15 protein-coding genes and 1 pseudogene are annotated in these 15,355 nt (G+C 73.6%); 3 read left to right on the plus strand and 13 right to left on the minus strand.

All coding sequences use genetic code 11. From position 1 onward, the window contains the following. Positions 1-59: 59 nt before the first annotated feature. Positions 60-1,124, minus strand: coding sequence for a succinyl-diaminopimelate desuccinylase (dapE, locus tag QUE47_RS01180; protein WP_434019743.1), 1,065 nt, complete (start codon positions 1,122-1,124; stop codon positions 60-62). A gap of 119 nt (positions 1,125-1,243) precedes the next feature. Here dapE and dapD point away from each other — a divergent pair, with 119 nt between their 5' ends. Continuing rightward, complete coding sequence (gene dapD, locus QUE47_RS01185; RefSeq protein WP_286218234.1) at positions 1,244-2,227, plus strand: 2,3,4,5-tetrahydropyridine-2,6-dicarboxylate N-succinyltransferase; 984 nt, start codon at positions 1,244-1,246, stop codon at positions 2,225-2,227. A gap of 74 nt (positions 2,228-2,301) precedes the next feature. Beyond that, positions 2,302-3,261: a hypothetical protein gene (locus tag QUE47_RS01190; RefSeq protein WP_286218235.1), complete on the plus strand. Its 960-nt coding sequence runs from the start codon at positions 2,302-2,304 to the stop codon at positions 3,259-3,261. Positions 3,262-3,291: 30 nt separating this feature from the next. Here QUE47_RS01190 and QUE47_RS01195 read toward each other — a convergent pair whose 3' ends face one another. From QUE47_RS01195 to fdxA, 3 genes and pseudogenes are all read right to left on the minus strand, one after another. Beyond that, entirely contained in the window at positions 3,292-4,590 is a 1,299-nt protein-coding gene (locus tag QUE47_RS01195) for a citrate synthase (RefSeq protein ID WP_286218236.1), read from the minus strand. 270 nt (positions 4,591-4,860) lie between these two features. Next, positions 4,861-6,072, minus strand: a complete 1,212-nt coding sequence (gene dapC / locus QUE47_RS01200) for a succinyldiaminopimelate transaminase (protein ID WP_434019744.1) — start codon at positions 6,070-6,072, stop codon at positions 4,861-4,863. A gap of 36 nt (positions 6,073-6,108) precedes the next feature. Next, positions 6,109-6,360: pseudogene (gene fdxA, locus QUE47_RS16380) on the minus strand (ferredoxin); the annotation flags it as partial. 153 nt (positions 6,361-6,513) lie between these two features. Here fdxA and QUE47_RS01205 point away from each other — a divergent pair. Next, on the plus strand, positions 6,514-6,843 hold the full coding sequence (locus QUE47_RS01205; protein WP_286218237.1) for a hypothetical protein: 330 nt from the start codon (positions 6,514-6,516) through the stop codon (positions 6,841-6,843). Positions 6,844-7,038: 195 nt separating this feature from the next. On the opposite strand, the gene QUE47_RS01210 is transcribed toward QUE47_RS01205, so the two are convergent. The 9 genes from QUE47_RS01210 to typA form a co-directional block, all read right to left on the minus strand. Beyond that, positions 7,039-8,097 (minus strand): prephenate dehydrogenase, encoded by a 1,059-nt coding sequence (locus tag QUE47_RS01210; RefSeq protein WP_286218238.1) that lies wholly within the window; start codon positions 8,095-8,097, stop codon positions 7,039-7,041. Continuing rightward, the gene (locus QUE47_RS01215) at positions 8,094-8,444 is read right to left on the minus strand and encodes an ACT domain-containing protein (RefSeq protein WP_286218239.1); all 351 of its coding nucleotides are present in this window, start codon (positions 8,442-8,444) and stop codon (positions 8,094-8,096) included. The genes QUE47_RS01210 and QUE47_RS01215 overlap by 4 nt, the downstream gene beginning before the upstream one ends. Then, positions 8,366-8,827 carry a prephenate dehydratase domain-containing protein gene (locus QUE47_RS01220; RefSeq protein ID WP_350227617.1) on the minus strand — a complete coding sequence of 154 codons (462 nt, stop codon included), beginning with the start codon at positions 8,825-8,827 and terminating at the stop codon, positions 8,366-8,368. The genes QUE47_RS01215 and QUE47_RS01220 overlap by 79 nt, the downstream gene beginning before the upstream one ends. After that, positions 8,788-9,030, minus strand: coding sequence for a type 2 periplasmic-binding domain-containing protein (locus tag QUE47_RS01225; protein ID WP_286218240.1), 243 nt, complete (start codon positions 9,028-9,030; stop codon positions 8,788-8,790). Before QUE47_RS01225 ends, QUE47_RS01220 begins: the two co-directional genes overlap by 40 nt. 73 nt (positions 9,031-9,103) lie before the next feature. Next, positions 9,104-10,012 (minus strand): ACT domain-containing protein, encoded by a 909-nt coding sequence (locus QUE47_RS01230; protein WP_286218241.1) that lies wholly within the window; start codon positions 10,010-10,012, stop codon positions 9,104-9,106. Between the two features lie 96 nt (positions 10,013-10,108). After that, on the minus strand, positions 10,109-11,875 hold the full coding sequence (locus tag QUE47_RS01235; protein WP_286218242.1) for a VanW family protein: 1,767 nt from the start codon (positions 11,873-11,875) through the stop codon (positions 10,109-10,111). Positions 11,876-11,935: 60 nt separating this feature from the next. Further along, entirely contained in the window at positions 11,936-12,418 is a 483-nt protein-coding gene (locus QUE47_RS01240) for a hypothetical protein (RefSeq protein ID WP_286218243.1), read from the minus strand. A 93-nt stretch (positions 12,419-12,511) separates the two neighbouring features. Beyond that, positions 12,512-13,387 (minus strand): PIG-L family deacetylase, encoded by an 876-nt coding sequence (locus QUE47_RS01245; RefSeq protein ID WP_286218244.1) that lies wholly within the window; start codon positions 13,385-13,387, stop codon positions 12,512-12,514. 13 nt (positions 13,388-13,400) lie between these two features. Beyond that, positions 13,401-15,341: a translational GTPase TypA gene (gene typA / locus QUE47_RS01250; RefSeq protein ID WP_286218245.1), complete on the minus strand. Its 1,941-nt coding sequence runs from the start codon at positions 15,339-15,341 to the stop codon at positions 13,401-13,403. Between the last annotated feature and the right edge of the window lie 14 nt (positions 15,342-15,355).

Genomic DNA, 15,355 nt, shown 5'->3' on the forward strand with positions numbered 1-15,355 from the left:
CGTGGTGGGCGGCACCAGGGCGCACGTGTCCGGCGAACGGCCGGTGAACGCTCGGTGCCTCACCCGGCCAGCCAGGAGCGCAGGGCCGAGTAGCAGGTCCGGACGTCGGAGACCGGGCAGTGCTCGTCGTCCTTGTGCGCCAGGAGCGGGTCGCCAGGGCCGAAGTTCACGGCCGGGACCCCGAGCGCGGAGAAGCGGGCGACGTCGGTCCACCCCTGCTTGGCGGCGGGCGCGACGCCGGTGAGCGCCTGGACCGTGTCCGCGAACTCGCGGGCCAGCGGCGCGTCGAGCCCGGGACGGGCCCCGGGCGCCGCGTCCGTGACCCGGACGTCGAAGCCGTCGAACAGCTCGCGGACGTGGGCCTCCGCCTGCTCGAGCGACAGCGACGGTGCGAAGCGATAGTTCACGGTCACGGTGCACAGGTCGGGGACGACGTTCCCCGCGAGCCCGCCCGAGATCCCGACCGCGCTCATCCCCTCGCGGTAGACCAGCCCGTCGACCTCGACGTCCTGCGCCTCGTAGTCGTCGAGCCGAGCGAGGACCTCGGCGGCGGCGTGGATCGCGTTGACCCCCATCCACGGCCGGCCTGAGTGCGCCGCGACCCCGGTGGTCGTGACCTCGACGCGCAGCGTCCCCTTGCAGCCGCCCTCGATGCCCGCGTTCGTCGCCTCCCCCAGGATCGCCAGGTCCCCGACGAGCAGCTCCGGGTGGTGGTCGACGAGCCGGCCGAGCCCGTTGAGGTGCGCGGCGACCTCCTCGTGGTCGTAGAACACCCAGGTGACGTCGACGACCGGGTCCGTGAGCTCGACGGCGAGCGCGAGCTGGACCGAGAGCCCGCCCTTCATGTCGACCGTGCCGCGGCCCCAGAGCACCGCGTCGTCGCCGGTGCCCTCGGTCCACGTCGGGACGTTCGGCGGGTCGGTGAGCGGAACCGTGTCCAGGTGCCCCGCCACGACCACCCTCCGGTCGCGCCCGAGCGTGGTCCGCGCGACGATCGCGTCGCCGTCCCGCAGGACCGTGAGGTGGTCGCACGCGCGCAGGGCCGCCTCCACCGCGTCGGCGAGCGGTCCCTCGTCGCCGCTGACGGACGGGGCGTCGCAGACCACGCGCCAGAGGTCCACCAGGTCACCGGCGGGGTCGAGGGAGATCGGTGCGGGAGCCGCGGCGTCGTGCCGTCCGGGGTCTGGTCGTCCATGCCCCGGACCCTACCGGCAGGCTCCCGCGCGCCGACTACGCTGGACGCATGACTTCTGAGCAGCAGACCGCCGGCACCACCGTCCGCTCCGCCTGGGCCGACGGCCTCGCGACCGTCACGGCCGACGGCGTGACCCTGGACGTCTGGTACCCGGCCCCGGCCCTCGGGGCCGCTCCCGACAGCCCGGCTCCGGCGTCCCTGACGGTGCTCGAGGAGACCGACGAGGCGCGCCGCGTGTCCCTCGTGGTCGTCCGCACCGAGGTCGACCTCGACGCGGCGCCGGCCGACACGGCCGACGCCTACCTGCGGCTCCACCTGCTCTCCCACCGTCTCGTCCGGCCGCACGGGCTGAACCTCGACGGGCTGTTCGGCGTGCTCGCCAACGTCGTGTGGACGAGCCAGGGCCCCTGCGCCGTCGAGGGCTTCGAGGAGACCCGGCTGCGGCTGCGCGCGGCGACCGGGATGCCGGTCACGGTCTACGGCGTGGACAAGTTCCCGCGGATGGTCGACTACGTCGTCCCCACCGGTGTCCGCGTCGCCGACGCCGACCGCGTCCGCCTCGGCGCCCACCTCGCCTCGGGCACCACGGTCATGCACGAGGGCTTCGTGAACTTCAACGCCGGGACGCTCGGCCACTCGATGGTCGAGGGCCGCATCTCCGCGGGCGTCCTCGTCGGCGAGGGCTCCGACGTCGGTGGCGGCGCCTCGATCATGGGGACCCTCTCGGGCGGTGGCAAGGAGGTCGTCTCGATCGGCGAGCGTTCCCTCCTGGGCGCGAACTCCGGCCTCGGGATCCAGCTCGGCGACGACTGCGTCGTCGAGGCCGGCCTCTACGTGACCGCCGGGACCAAGGTGACGGTCGTGGGGACGGGGCAGCCGGGGTCGGACGACGGCCCGACCGTCGTGAAGGCCCGCGAGCTCTCGGGGCGCGACAACCTCCTGTTCCGGCGCAACTCCGTGACCGGCGGCGTCGAGGTGGTCGCGCGCGCCGGGACGGGCGTCGAGCTGAACGCCGCGCTGCACGCCAACTGACGAGGCGCGCAGGTGCCCCGAGCAGTGGCAGGACCGCAGCCGCCGGTGCTGCCGGCGTCGCCGGAGTCGCGGGCATGAGGGCGCGGACCGTGGTGGGCGGCGCGGTCGCGACCGTCGTCGTGGGCGGGCTCGCCGTCGGCGGGGTCGTCGCCGCGCTGCACCTGCTCGACGTCGAGCCGCCGGTCGACGAGCGCTGCGTCGCCGCGGTCGACGGCGTGAACACCGGTCTCGAGCCCGAGCAGGCCGACAACGCGGCGCTGGTCGCGCTCACCGCGGTGCGCCGCGAGATGCCGGCGCGCGCCGCGACGATCGGCCTCGCCACCGCGTACGGCGAGTCCCGGCTGCGCAACCTCGACCACGGGGACCGCGACTCGCTCGGGATGTTCCAGCAGCGCCCCTCGCAGGGCTGGGGGACGGTCGACGAGGTCCAGGACCCGGTCTACGCGACGAACACGTTCTACGACGCGCTCGAGAAGGTCGACGGGTACGAGGAGCTGCGGGTCACCGAGGCGGCGTGGGCCGTCCAGCGCTCCGCGTTCCCCGAGGGTTACCAGCCTTTCGCGGACCGCTCGCGCGCCTGGGCCTCGGCCCTCACGGGGTACTCCCCGGCGACCCTGACCTGCCTGCTGCGGGGCGTCGCCAGTCCGGCGGCGGCGGCGGACGCCGTCAGCGGGTTCACCGAGCGGGTGACACGTGACCTGGGCGACGTCCCGGTGGAGGAGCAGGCGGCGGCCCCGGACGACGGCTCGGGAGCAGCGAACGGTGGTGAGGACGGCGGGGACGCCGACCCGCGCGCGACCGTCGTCGTGCACGCGACCGGGTTCGGCGGGACCGGGGAGGACGATGCCGTGCGGATGTCCTGGGCCGTGGCGCAGTGGGCGGTCTCGACCGCGTCGACGACCGACGCCGTCGCGGTCACCGTCGACGGACGACGCTGGGTCCGCGGCGAGGACGGCTGGGTCACGGACGCGGCGGGCACCGAGGAGCTCCCTGCGGGGAGCGTGCGCGTGGACCTCGCCGTGGCGACCGCCTGAGCGGCCGCCACGGGCGACTGAGGAGCTGCGTCAGCGCTGGTCGAGCGGCACGTAGTCGCGCTCGGTGGCACCGGTGTAGATCTGCCGGGGGCGGCCGATCTTCGTCTCGGGGTCGTTCTGCATCTCCCGCCACTGGGCGATCCAGCCGGGCATGCGGCCGAGCGCGAACAGCGGGGTGAACATCGCCGGGGCGAAGCCCATCGCCTTGTAGATCAGACCCGTGTAGAAGTCGACGTTCGGGTAGAGCTTGCGCTCGATGAAGTAGTCGTCGTTGAGCGCGATCTCCTCGAGCCCCATCGCGATGTCGAGGAGCTGGTCGTTCTTGCCGAGGCTCTCCAGGACGGCGTGCGCGCTCTCCTTGACGATCGCGGCGCGGGGGTCGTAGTTCTTGTAGACGCGGTGCCCGAACCCCATGAGGCGGACGCCGTCCTCCTTGTTCTTGACCTTGGTCATGAAGGAGTCCACGTCGACGTCGCTGCCCTGGATCTGCTGGAGCATCGTCAGCACGGACTCGTTGGCCCCGCCGTGCAGCGGCCCCGACAGCGCGTTGACCCCGGCGGCGACCGACGCGTAGAGGTTGGCGTTGCTCGAGCCGACCATGCGCACCGTGGACGTCGAGCAGTTCTGCTCGTGGTCCGCGTGCAGGATCAGCAGCTTGTCGAGGGCGTCGACGACGACCGGGTCGGCCTGGTACTCCATGTACGGACGCGCGAACGTCATCCGCAGGAAGTCGTCGACGTACCCGCGCGAGTAGTCCGGGTACAGGAGCGGCTCACCCGCGCGGCGTCGGTGCAGGTACGACGTGATGGTGCGGGTCTTCGCGAGGAGGAGCACCGTGGCGAGCTCGACGGTCTCGGGGTCGTGCGGGTCGAGCGACTCCGGGTAGAACGTGGAGAGCGCGTTGATCCCGGAGGCGAGCACCGCCATCGGGTGGCCGTCGCGCGGGAACGTCCCCATGAAGGTGCGGAAGTCCTCGTGGACGAACGTGTGACGGTTCACCCGGTCCACGAACGCGTCGAGCGTCGCGCTGTCGGGGAGCTCGCCGTGGATCAGCAGGTACGCGACCTCGAGGAAGTTCGAGCCCGACGCGAGCTGGTCGATCGAGTAGCCGCGGTAGCGCAGGATCCCGGCGTCGCCGTCGATGTACGTGATGTCCGAGGAGCACGACGCGGTGTTCGTGAACCCGGGGTCCACCGTGACCATGCCTGTCGTCTTCATCAGGCTGGAGACGACGATCCCGTCGTTGCCCTCGGTCGCGGGGACGACCGGGAGGTCCTGCGTCGTCCCGCCGGCGGTGAGCTGCACCGACTCGCTGGAGGTGCTGGTCATGGGTGTCCTTTCAGAGGTCCGTCACCTGGCACCCGGTCGGGTGCAGGCTCGGACCGGTCCGTGTGGAGTTCGTCCGCTCGCTGCGTGGCGAGTGCGGGCACACGCGCGGGGACGTCGCTGCCCAGTCGTGACGGTATCCCGGAACATTCGCACGTGACCAATCCCCCACCGTCACAAGACCCTCACATCGCTGTGATCCGAGTCACACTGCGCGACGTCGACGGCGAGTTCCCGACGGCTCCGCCGCAGGTCAAGCGCCGGAATCGCGGGTCACGCACCCGTCAAGCGGGCTGCGGCCTCGGCGACCGCCGAGTCCGTCGCCGTGAGGGCCACGCGCACGTGCGAGGCGCCCGCCGGGCCGTAGAAGACTCCCGGACCGCAGAGGATCCCGAGGTCGGCCAGCCCGCCGACCACCTGCCAGCACGGCGCCTCGCTCGGGTCCGAGCCGGGCCGGGCCCCGCCCGCTGCGGGCTCGGGCCCGTCCGGGCGGACCCACAGGTACAGCCCGGCCTCGGACCGGTCGACCACGAGCCCTGCCGCGGCGACGCCGTCGAGCAGCATCGCCCGCCGACGCCGGTAGGTCTCCCGCTGCGCGGCGACGTGGTCGTCGTCGTCGAGGGCGGCACGCATCGCGGCCTGCACGGGCGCCGGGACGATCATCCCGAGGTGCTTGCGGGTCGCGAGGAGGTCGGAGACCAGCGTCGGGTCGCCGGCGACGAACGCGGCGCGGTACCCCGCGACGTTCGACTGCTTCGACAGCGAGTACACGGTGAGCAGCCCGTCGTGGGACCCGCCGCAGACCTCGGGGTCGAGGATGCTCGGCGTCGCCGAGCGGTCGTACGGCGCGCTCCACCCGAGCTCGGCGTAGCACTCGTCGCTCGCGACGACGGCGCCGATCTCCCGGGCCGCGGCGACGACGCGGGCCAGGTGCTCACGGTCCGCGACCGCGCCGGTCGGGTTCGACGGCGAGTTCACCCAGACCAGGCGGACGTCCCTTCGCCCCGCCCAGGCGTCGACGTCGTCGGTCGCGAGCGCCGTCGCCCCCGCGAGCCGCGCGCCGACGTCGTAGGTCGGGTACGCCACCGCAGGATGCACGACGACGTCTCCCGGGCCGAGCCGCAGCAGCGACGGGAGCAACCCCACCAGCTCCTTCGAGCCCAGGGTCGGGAGCACCGCGTCCGGGTCGAGGTCCGGGACCCCACGGCGACGGGCGAACCACGCCGCCACGGACTCACGCAGCGCCGGGGTGCCGTGCGTCGTCGGGTACCCGGGCGCGTCGGACGCCGAGGCGAGCGCGTCGCGCACGACCGCGGGGGTCGGGTCGACGGGGGTGCCGACGGAGAGGTCGACCAACCCACCGGGATGGCTCCGCGCACGCGCCACGTACGGAGCGAGCGTGTCCCAGGGGTAGGCGAGCCCAGTCAGGTCGCCGAGGCCCACCGGAGGATCAGCCCTCGGCCTGCGGGGGAGCGCGGCGATCATCGGGTCGTCCTTGGGGATCAGGCCCATCTTCGCCGCACCGCCGGGCGAACCGAGGTCGTCGAAGAACTCGACGTTGGCGCGGTAGTAGTCGCTCCACTCCTCCGGGACGTCGTCCTCGTAGTAGATCGCCTCGACGGGGCAGACCGGCTCGCACGCACCGCAGTCGACGCACTCGTCCGGGTGGATGTAGAGCGACCGGTCACCCTCGTAGATGCAGTCGACAGGACACTCCTCGACGCACGCCTTGTCCTTGACATCGACGCACGGCAGAGCGATCACGTAGGTCACGGCGCTGTCCTTCCAAGGTCAGGGGGCGGGCGCACGGTCTCGTGCACACTGGAACCCTAGTATCCCCCGCGCCCCACGCTCGCCCGTGCGCCGTCCAGCCGCCGGACCATCGCAACGAGCCCGTACGCCCGACCGACCGAGACCTGGAGCACCGTGACCCCGACCGAACCCGGCACCGGCACCGGCACCGGCACCGCGCCCGGCACCGCGCCCTGGGCAGCGTGCCGCGTCGGGGAGCGCGTCGTCGTCCGCCACCGCTCCCCCGCACCCGGGCCACCGATGACCGACCTGCTCGGGACCGTCGTCCGACGAGACCAGGCGAACGACGGTGCCGGGACGTCCGCGGACCCGGGCGACGCCGTCGTCGTCGTGCGGTGCGACGCGGGAGCCCGCGCAGGGCAGGAGATCACCGTGCCGCTCAGCGACGTCATCACGAGCAAGGTGATCCCGCCGCGCCCGACCCGCGCATCACGCAGGTCCTGACCGACGACGGCGCGGCGCGGCCCTGATCCGGCCCGGCCCGCACGGGCAGGTCAGGCAGGTCACGACCCGACAGGACGACCGGTCAGGAAGCGCAGGCCGGTCAGGAGACGCAGGCCGGTCGGGCAGGGCAGGCAGGTCGGGCAGGTCACGACCCGACAGGAAGACCGGTGAGGAAGCGCAGGCCGGTCAGGCAGGTCAGGCGTAGCGCAGCGCCCCGGTGTCCGCGTCGACGCCGACCACCACGGCCCCCGCGGCCGCCTCGGCAAGGAGCCTGGCCCGCCAGTCGTCCCCGTGCCCCGCACTGCCGACAGCACCAGCCGCACCAGCCGCGTCCACATCGTCGCCGCCACCGTCGCCACCGCGCGCCAGGGTCTCGCGCACCGGGGCGGGCTCGTCGAACACCGCCGCGATGTCCTCCCCGCGCTCGAGCCGTCCGGCGAGCACCGCGAGGTCGCGGGCCACCTCGCGCAGGAGCGGTGCGACGTCGTTCGCGTTGTCCCGCACCATCGCCTCGGTGCGACGCGGGTCCGTCCTGCCGACCCGCGTGCCGTCCCGGAAGCTGCCGGCGGCGAGGCCGAGCGCGACGTCGCGCACGGGCGACCGCCCCACCAGCCGCAACAGCTCGGTCGCCAGCACGTGGGGCACGTGGCTCACGAGTGCCGTCGCGCGGTCGTGGTCAGCGTCGCTCAGCAGGACCGCAGAGCCACCGAGGGGGCCGGTGACGAGCCGGAGGAGAGTCTGCAGCCGCTGCGCGTCGGTCGCCGGGTCGACGGTCACCGCCCAGCGCGCGCCTGCCAGCATCTGCGCGCTCGACGCCGCGAAGCCCGACTGCTCGGTGCCTGCCATGGGGTGCGCGCCGACGTAGGACCCGGCGAGCCCCGCCGCGGCGAAGGCCTCGCGCACGGGCGCCTTGACGCTCCCGACGTCGGTCAGGACCACGCCGCCGCGCGTCGCGCCCACTCCCAGAGCCGAGGCGAGCTCGCGCGCCGTCTCGGCCATCGCGCGCAGCGGCACCGCCACGACGACCACGTCGGGCACCTCACCGGCCGACCAGCCGCACTCGACGGCCAGGTCCCCGATGCTCCCGGCGCACCGGACGCCCACCGCGGCAGCCGCCGTCCGGGTCGCCGCCGACGGGTCGACGCCGACGACGTCCAGCCCCTGGTCCACGAGCCGGCGAGCCACCGAACCCCCGACGAGGCCGAGGCCGACCACGGCGACGGTCCTGGCCTCCCGGCCGACCAACGCGCTCACGGCGCGCCCCAGACCAGAGCCGCGTCGAGCTCGGCGGCCGTCGCGCCGCGCCGCACCCCGCCGTCGGGCAGGTGCTCGGCGCCCGGCGAGCCCTCCAGGTCGGAGCGCGCCGGGAACACGCCCAGGGTCTTGAGCGAGTCGCCCACGGCCAGCAGGTCGCGCAGGACCTGCGCGAGCCCCTCGTCCCACGGCGCGGCGTCGATGGTCACGACGAACACGTACCAGCCGTCGCGCGCCTTCACCGGCCGCGTGATGAGGCTCGACATGTTCACGCCCGACTGCGCGAAGGCGGCGGTGATGCGCGCGAGCACGCCCGGCCCCGTGACCACCGGCGTGATCGCGAGCATCGTGCGCCACCCGCGACCCAGGTCGGACGCCGCGTACCCGGCGAGGGCGCGCCGCGCCCCGCCCGGGGGGCGATGGTCAGGAACCGGGTCCTGGCACCGCGGTAGTCGTTGACTCCCCGCTCGAACGTCTCCAGCCCGTACAGCTCACCGCACAGCGGCGGTCCCAGGGCGACCTGGTGGTCGGCGACGTCGCGGCAGGCTGCCGCGTTGGAGGCGGCCGGGACCTCGCGCAGGCCCGTCCGCCGCGTGAGCTCCTGGCACTGCGCCAGACCGTGCGGGTGCGCGACGATCTCGGTGAGCCGCCCGTGACCGGGGCGGACGAACGCGTCGAACTCGATGTCGATCACGGTCTCGTCGATCCCGACCACGTCCGCGGCACCCACGATCGCGTCGAGGAGGGCACGACGTAGCCCTCGACCGTGCTCTCGATCGCCACGACGCCGAGGTCGACGTCCCCGGAGGCGACCGCACCGTAGACGGCGCCGACCCCGTCGAGCGGGACCAGCCGCGGTGTCGGCACCTCCGCCGAGGCGCCTGCCGAGCCGCCCGCCGTCACACCCCCGTGGCGCTGCGACGTGCCGACCACGCCGCCGCGGCCTGGTGGGTGAAGGAACCCTCGGGGCCGAGGTAGGCGAGGGCCCCCGGGGGCGTCGCGCCGGTCACCGTCCGGCCCGGGCCTCGGCGGCCCGGGGCGCCGCGTCCCACTCGGGGCGGAACGCCTGGGGCGAGGGGACGAAGGTCACGCCGGGGATCACGGCGAGCACCCGGCGCGCGACACCCCGGTCGTCGAGGCGCGCGACGAGATCGTCGAGGACGGTGGGCGCGGGGCACGCGAACGAGGCGAAGAAGACGTGGGGCCCCTCGGCCGAGGGGTGGCTGCGCAGGTGGTCGAGGTCGATGCCGACGTCGGCGAAGACCCGCAGCGTCTCCTGCAGCGAACCGCGATGATCGTCCCTGGGCCCGAACGCGAACCAGACCTGGGCCTCACCCTCGACCTTCGCCGCCTCTGCGCGGGACTCGACGAGCCCGTACCAGACCGGGTCGCCCTCGGTGAGCCGTGCGCTGCCGACGAGCTCCACGAACCCGGCGGGGACGCGGGACCGCTCGATCACCAGCGACCCGGCCGACCCGGCGAGGTCGACCCGCTCGGCGACGCCGGCGCGGGAGGGCACGAGGCGCGGGGCGGCACCCATCGCGCGCAGCACGTGGCGGCAGTCGCGCATCCCGGCCTCGTCGACGACGACGCTGCCGCCAGCGTCGCGCGAGGGACCGACCCAGACCCAGTCGGCGCGCACCGCGACGGCGCCCGTCACCACGAGGGAGCGGTCCGCGGCGAGGAGTGCTCGCTCGAGGTCCTCGGAGGGCTGCAACGGGTGACCGATGTGCAGCACGGCGCGCAGTCCCTCGATCCGGGCGACCGTCGCCAGCGTGGCGCTCGTGGTCCCGAGGTCCAGCAGCTCCGACTGACGCTCCGAGCCGTCGGGGCCGTCGTCGGCCCTCGTCCACCCTGCCGACTCGACGGCCTGGCGGACGTGCTCGCCCGACTCCCTCTCACTGCGTCCGAGCATCGTCTGGCCTCCGCGAGCGTCGAGCGGGCCCGCGGGGCCGTCGACTGGTGTGTGGGGGTCGTCCGACCCGCGTACCGGCGCAGTCTAGCTGCGCGGCTACTCGCAGACGATCTTGTTCTGCGGCTGGTACGTCCACGTCTTCGCCTCGTCCTTGTCGACGTCGCCGTCGTGCGAGACCTTGCGGGTCACGGTCACGGTGAACCCGGCGTTGCCGGCGCCGCTGGGCGCGCAACCGTCGCTGTCGGACGTGACGGTGGTCGGCTCGACGACGTCGCGTCGCGGCCCGGTGGAGCTGGAGACGTCCCAGTAGTCGGAGCTCCAGACCGCGATGTACAGCCGGTCTCCGGAGATCCAGGACTGGAGCAGCGCCCCGTAGGGCGAGTCGTTCTTCCACCGCACGTCGATCTGACCGACGTACATGGTCGACTCGCGGCCCTCGGGGTACCGGTCGTAGTAGTACGAGTGCGGCTTGTGGGTGATGTCCTCGAAGCCCGCGAGGAACCCGGCGTTGTAGGTGCTCGTCGCCATCTGCGACAACCCGCCGCCGATCTCGTCCTTGACGAAGCCGTCCACGACGACGTGCGCCACCGAGTACCCGTTCTCCACCGTGATGGGCGCGAGGGTGTCGGAGACGGAGAACTCGTCGCCCGGACGGACCAGGACGCCCGTGACCTTCTTGGCCGCCGCACGCAGGTTCTGGGTCCGGACCGGCTCGTCGGTCAGGGGCGTGGAGAACTCGACGATCTTCTTCTTCACCCCGAGCTCCTTCAGGTCGTCCGCCGACGACTCGGGCTCGACGGGGACGAGCTCGACCGCGACCGTGCGCTCGTCGGTCGAGGTCGAGGTCGCGGCGCCGTCGACGGCCACCGTGAGGGCTGCGGGGTCGAGCTCCGCGCCCGCCTTGCCGCCCTTGATCGTCGGCTTGTCGTCGGCGAACACGAACCGCGCCTCGGTCGGGTCGGACTCGAGGTCCTTGGTCCGGTCCAGCACGGCCTCGTCGAGCGCGTCCTCGTCCCAGGTCAGGACCAGGTCGCCGTCCACCGCCGGGAACGACGCCGCCCCTGCGAGCGCGGCGGGCGGCAGCTCCGGGCGCTGGTCCCCGACCTCCACCGTGACCGGGGCGGAGACCACCGTCTCGGCGACGGCGAGGGCGGCGTCGGTCTCGTCCTGGGTGACGTCGGGCTCGGTCGGTCCGGACGGCAGCGGGACCGGGGACACGCCGACGAGCCACTCGTCCGCGATGACGTCGCTCGCCCGGTCGACGTCGACCGCCGTCCCGTCCTGCGCCGGCGAGGCCTGGGGCTCGGCGCCCTCGAACGAGACCGTGCCGTCGACGGGCGCGAGGTCGAGGCTCGCCGCGGCGTCCTCGAGCTCGGCGGACAGCGAGTCGTCGTCGACGGTCACGACCGGGTCGTGCTCACCGCCGCCGACGATCTGCTCCCAGAGCCGCTGGGGGCGCAGCGAGAACGACGTCAGGGAGGCGGCCGTCGCGGCGGTGTCGACCTCGAGCCCGGCGGCCTGAGGGTCGATGGACGTGGTCCGGTCCTCGACCTCCACGGCGAGAGGTTCCCTGGCTCGCGGGGCGAGCTCCGCGTCGAGCGTGGCCTGCGCCTCGTCCGAGCTCTGCCCCCCGACGTCGATGCCGGCGACCGTCGTCCCCGTGGGCACGGTGTCCGAGAGCGCCCACTGCGCACCGACGTACGCGCCACCGAGGACGACCACACCGACCCCGGTCCACAGCGCCACCTTGGGCCAGCGGCTCGGGGCAGGCTCCTCACCGATGCCGAGCCCGTCCAGGCCGGACGTACCCCGGTCCCCGTCGCGGGGCTCGTCGGGCTGCGCGGCGTCGGAACGGTCTCCCATGCGTGTCTCCGGGGTCGAGCCGAGCGGCGCCGTAGCGGCGCCGCGGGTGTTGCGACGATCCTATGGGTCGGCCGAGGTCCGCGTGTCCGCGTCCAGCCCGCGCGTCCCGGCAGGCTCGTCCTCGTCCGGCCCGACGGGCGCGGCGGGCGCGGCGGGCGCGACGTCGGAGAACCAGCGACGCGGCGCGAACGCCGCGATGCCGAGCACGACGAGGCCGCCGTAGGACCAGACGTAGCCGACCGCTCCCCCGGCGGCACCACCAGCGATGATCACGTCGCCGCCGGGGCCCTCGAGCGCCATCAGCTGGACGATCACGACCCACCCCACGGCCGTCGCGAGCAGGCCGCCACCACCCGCCCAAGCTCGGGTGAGGACCGCCGTGGTGCCCGTGAGCGCGAGGGCGAGGACCACCCCGATCGGGATCACGTCGGCGAGGGTCATCCGGTGCGCGACGGTCCCGACCGCGCCGGCGACGACGCCGAGCAGCAGGCAGCCCGTGAGCCGCAGGAGCAGTGTCCTCATCGGTACGGAGCGCGTGGTCACCCCGTCACGCTACCCGGTGGCGGGCGTAGAACTCGTGGCCGGGCACGGCGGCGAGCACCCCGTTGCTGAGGGCGAGGCTCGCGACGACCCCGGTCACGCCGTCGACACGTCGCGCGTCCTGGACCTGGGTGGCGTGCGCACGCAGGGCCGCGAGCACGTGGTCCAGCACCGGGGGACCTCGACGGTCACGACGTCACCGAGGTCGTCGTCGGGGACGACGACCGACGGCAGCGCCCCGTCGACAGCGGGCAGCTCGAGACCTGGGCGGGCCGGCAGGGAGCGCCGGGTGGACCGGGCGACGGACTCGGGCAGGACGGCGAACCACAGCTCCTCGACGAACGCCTCGCCCGCACTCGCGTGGGCGAGCACCACGGCACGCACCGTCACCTCGTGCGCCCGGACGTGGTCGGGATGCCCGTACCCGCCGCCCGGCTCGTAGGTCGCGACGACCCGCGGACGGCGCTCGAGCAGCAGCCCGGCGAGCCGGCCCGCGCTCTCGTCCAGGTCGACCCCGACGAACGCCCCGCTCGGCAGCACGGCGTCGCGCGCGGCGACCCCGGGCGCGACCCACGCCATGCCCGAGTCCTCGTACCGGACCGGCTCGCGCGACGCCGTCCGACGCCCGCCCGCGGGACCGCGGGACCCGGTGCCACCTGCGCCACCGGGGAAAGGACCGTCGAGCAGGTCGAGCGTGTCGAGGAACGCGTGGTCGGTGACGCCGAGGGCATCGAGGGCCGCAGCGAGCTCGCGCTCACGGTGCGCGGCGAGCGCCGGCCCGTCCCCCTCGAGACCCGACGGGTCGGGGCCGATCACCTCGCCCCGCTCCCCCCGCGTGCAGGTCACGAGGCCGACGGGCTCGCCCGACGACGCCCAGGTGGCGAGCAGGGCACCGCTCGTCAGGGTCTCGTCGTCCGGGTGCGCGTGGACCGCGACGAGCCCGCCGCGCGGGACGGCCGCGGTCGCGCGCACCTGCTGCTCCCGATCAGGCGCGCTTGAGGCGCGCGGCCGCGCGGGCGCGGTCCGTCGAGTCCAGGAGCACCTTGCGGATCCGCACGAACTGCGGCGTGACCTCGACGCACTCGTCCTCGCGGGCGAACTCGAGGGACTCCTCGAGCGTCAGGTGACGCGGGGGCGTGAGGTTCTCGAACGTGTCGCTCGAGGCAGCACGCATGTTCGTGAGCTTCTTCTCCTTGGTGATGTTCACGTCCATGTCCTCGGCGCGCGAGTTCTCGCCGACGATCATGCCCTCGTAGACCTCCTGGGTGGGGTCGACGAAGAACGCGCCCCGCTCCTGCAGGTTGATCATCGCGAACGGCGTGACGACTCCGGCGCGGTCCGCGACGAGGGACCCCTGGACGCGGGTCTCGATCGGTCCGGCCCAGGCCTCGTAGCCCTCGGAGATCGAGGACGCGATGCCGGTACCACGCGTGTCGGTGAGGAACCGGGTGCGGAACCCGATGAGGCCGCGCGCCGGGACCAGGAACTCCATGCGGACCCAGCCGGTGCCGTGGTTGCTCATCGACTCCATGCGGCCCTTGCGCTGCGCGAGGAGCTGCGTGACCGAGCCGAGGTACTCCTCGGGGACGTCGATCGTCATGCGCTCCATCGGCTCGTGCACCTTGCCGTCGACCATCTTCGTGACGACCTGGGGCTTGCCGACGGTGAGCTCGAAGCCCTCGCGGCGCATCTGCTCGACGAGGATCGCCAGGGCGAGCTCGCCACGCCCCTGGACCTCCCACGCGTCGGGACGCTCGGTCGGCAGGACCTTGAGCGAGACGTTGCCGACGAGCTCCTTGTCGAGGCGGTCCTTGACCTGGCGGGCGGTGACCTTGTGGCCCTTGCCGCCCTTGCCCGCGAGCGGGGACGTGTTGATCCCGATGGTCATCGAGATCGCCGGGTCGTCGACGGTGATGAGCGGCAGCGGGCGCGGGTCGTCAGGGTCGGTGAGGGTCTCGCCGATGGTGATGTCCTCGATGCCGGCGACCGCGACGATGTCGCCGGGCCCCGCGGAGTCCGTCGAGACGCGCTCGAGCGCCTTGGTCTCGAGGAGCTCGGTGATCCGGACGTTCTGCAGGGTGCCGTCCTGGCGGGCCCACGCGACCGTCTGGCCCTTGGTGATCGTGCCGTTGAAGATGCGCAGGAGCGCGAGACGACCGAGGAACGGCGACGCGTCGAGGTTCGTGACGTGCGCCTGCAGCGGAGCGCCCTCGTCGTAGGCCGGGGCGGGGATCTTCTCGAGGATCGTGAGGAAGAGCGGCTCGAGGTCCTCGTCCGCCGGGAGCGTGCCGTTGTCCGGCTGCTCGATCGAGGCGCGCCCGGCCTTCGCCGACGCGTAGACGACCGGGACGTCGAGGATCGCGTCGAGGTCCAGGTCGGGGACCTCGTCGGCGAGGTCGCTCGCCAGGCCCAGGAGCAGGTCGGTGGACTCGGCCACGACCTCCTCGATGCGGCCGTCGGGGCGGTCGACCTTGTTGACGACGAGGATCACGGGCAGCTTCGCGGCCAGCGCCTTGCGCAGCACGAAGCGGGTCTGCGGCAGCGGCCCCTCGGACGCGTCGACGAGCAGGACGACACCGTCGACCATGGACAGACCGCGCTCGACCTCACCACCGAAGTCGGCGTGGCCCGGGGTGTCGATGACGTTGATCGTCACGCCGTCGGGCTGACCCACCGTCGCGGCGGCCGGCCCGGCGTAGCGGACGGCCGTGTTCTTCGCGAGGATCGTGATGCCCTTCTCGCGCTCCAGCTCGCCGGAGTCCATCGCACGCTCGTCGACGTGCTGGTGGCTCGTGAACGATCCGGCCTGGTGGAGCATCGCGTCCACGAGTGTCGTCTTGCCGTGGTCGACGTGGGCGACGATCGCGACGTTGCGCAGGTCGGAGCGCACGAGGCGCACAGACGGCGCTGCGGAGGGCACGGTCATGGAAGGAATTCTCA

The sequence above is a fragment of the Paraoerskovia sediminicola genome (assembly GCF_030296575.1).
Classification (GTDB): Bacteria; Actinomycetota; Actinomycetes; order Actinomycetales; family Cellulomonadaceae; genus Paraoerskovia; species Paraoerskovia sediminicola.